A 2,001-nucleotide genomic window follows, 5' to 3' on the forward strand; every position below is an offset into this window, starting at 1 on the left:
CCGTCGCGCTCGACACTCGCGACGATCATCGAAACCGTCGCGACCGCCGCGGTCAGGTGGAGGCCGACCGGCGCGGCGAGCGCCGCCACGACCAGCACGACCACGACGGCCGAGAGAACGACCGACTCCGCGATCGGGGGAACGACGCCTGGGTCAGCGACGATCCACCCGATCGCGTATGCCGCGGCCACGACGGCGGCGAACGTTAGCGCGGGCGCTTGGTCGCCGGGCGAGGTCCCGTTCGCGAAGAACCGCCGCGGCCGGATCAGCACCTCGACCCACGCGCGAACCAACCCGCGCGGGCCCCGGGCACGCCCGCCCTCCGGGTCGGTGGTCCAATGCGTCACAGCCGTTCTTGGTGTCGCCTGAATAACGGGGTTCCGGTTTCTATCGATGGCGACGTCGACCGCGCAGCGTTCAGTCCAGCGCCCGGTCGGCCCCGCCGCACTCGTCCTACCAGCCGACGCTCACCGTACGGCCTGCTACCCGCCGTTATCTAGACTGATACCCGGCGGGTAAACCCTTATATCCAGCCACCCGGACACAACCACGAATGCAGCCGTTCCGAACCGACGATCGAGCGTTCACGCCGGCCGCGGGGACCGGCGTCCTCGTCGGCGTCGTCGTGTTGTTGCTCGCCGTCGTCGGTGCCGCCGTGTTCGGGCTCATTGATGGGGTTGCACCGCCGGACGCCGAGTTCGATGTCGACCACGAGGACGGCGAACTCGTGATCGTCGCGCTCGGTCCCGATCCGATCCCGGCCGAGGAGCTGTACGTCCGCGGCGAGGACCCGAACGACGAGGTGGTTTTCGGCGGGTGGCCGGCGGACGGCGTCGTCCATCCGGGCGACCGGATAACGGTCCCGGAAGCGACCGGGAACGAGGAGATCGAGATCGTCTGGGAGCCCGTGGCGTTCGCGAGAAGCGAGACGCTCGCGAGCTACGGCGAGGACGACATCGACACGAGCGGGTGGGACGAGGCCGACCCGCTCGACTCCGACCCGTTCGGGTGACCGGCCTCCGCCCCTCCGATCCGGAAGGTGATCCCTCAGTCGAGCGAGACTCGCTCGCCGCGTTCGTCCGACCGTTCCACCGCGTCGAGGACGCGCTGGACCTCGTACGCCTCGGTGAACGAGGGCGAGAACGGTTCGCCCGACTCGACCGCCGAGAGGAACTCGTAGTTCTCGTGGACGAACGTGTGCTCCCAGCCGAGCACGTGGCCGGGCGGCCACCAGTGGTCGACGTACGGGTCCGACTCGTCGGTGACGAGCACGGTCTCGTAGCCGCGATTCCCCGTGCGGAGCAGCTCCAGCTCATTGAGACGTTCAAGCGAGAACCGGAGGCTTCCCGCAGTCCCGTGGATCTCGACCGTGTGGTCGTTCTTGTGTCCGGTCGCGACCCGTGAGGCCTCCAGACTCCCCGTCGCGCCGGACTCGTACTCGATCTGTGCCGTGTAGGCGTCGTCGACCGTGACGTCGCGGTACTCCGACACCGTCCCCTCGTCGTCGAGGACCGGCCGCTCGTCGACGAACGTCTTCAGGTGGCCGGACACCGTCTCGACGCCGCCGACTCGGTCACCGACGAGGAAGTTCAGGAGGTCGACCGTGTGCGCGCCGAGGTCGCCCAGCGCGCCCGACCCGGCGAGGTCGGCATCCATCCGCCACGCCCAGGGGGCGTCGGGGTCGACGAGCCAGTCCTGGAGGTACCGCCCGCGGACCTGTCGGATCTCGCCCAGCTCGCCGTCGGCGATCAGCGACTTGGCGTACCGGATCGCGGGAACGAACCGGTAGTTGAACGCGCAGCCCGCGGGCACCTCGGCAGCGGCCGCCGCGTCCCGCATCGTCGCCGCCGTCTCCAGCGTCGGCGCGAGCGGCTTCTCACAGAGGACGGGGACGCCCGCTTCCAGAGCCGCGATGGACGGTTCGGCGTGGACGTGGTTCGGCCCGAGGTTGTAGAAGACGTCGACCTCGTCGATCGCGTCGGCCCAGTCGGTCGCCGTGTG

Annotated in this window: 2 protein-coding genes and 1 pseudogene; 1 reads left to right on the plus strand and 2 read right to left on the minus strand. The window is 69.6% G+C overall.

The genetic code is table 11. The annotated features are described in order from the left end of the window. A pseudogene (locus ACFQEU_RS15115) lies at positions 1–347 on the minus strand (hypothetical protein); the annotation flags it as partial. A gap of 206 nt (positions 348–553) precedes the next feature. Here ACFQEU_RS15115 and ACFQEU_RS15120 point away from each other — a divergent pair. Continuing rightward, a complete protein-coding gene (locus tag ACFQEU_RS15120) occupies positions 554–1,012 on the plus strand; it encodes a type IV pilin domain-containing protein (protein WP_379783493.1) in 459 nt (152 codons plus the stop codon). A gap of 35 nt (positions 1,013–1,047) precedes the next feature. Here the strand turns inward: ACFQEU_RS15120 and ACFQEU_RS15125 are convergent. Beyond that, positions 1,048–2,001 (minus strand): Gfo/Idh/MocA family protein (locus tag ACFQEU_RS15125; protein ID WP_379783495.1); only part of this gene is annotated, 954 nt, incomplete at its 5' end.

It is taken from the genome of Halorubrum tibetense, assembly GCF_042661865.1.
GTDB lineage: Archaea > Halobacteriota > Halobacteria > Halobacteriales > Haloferacaceae > Halorubrum > Halorubrum tibetense.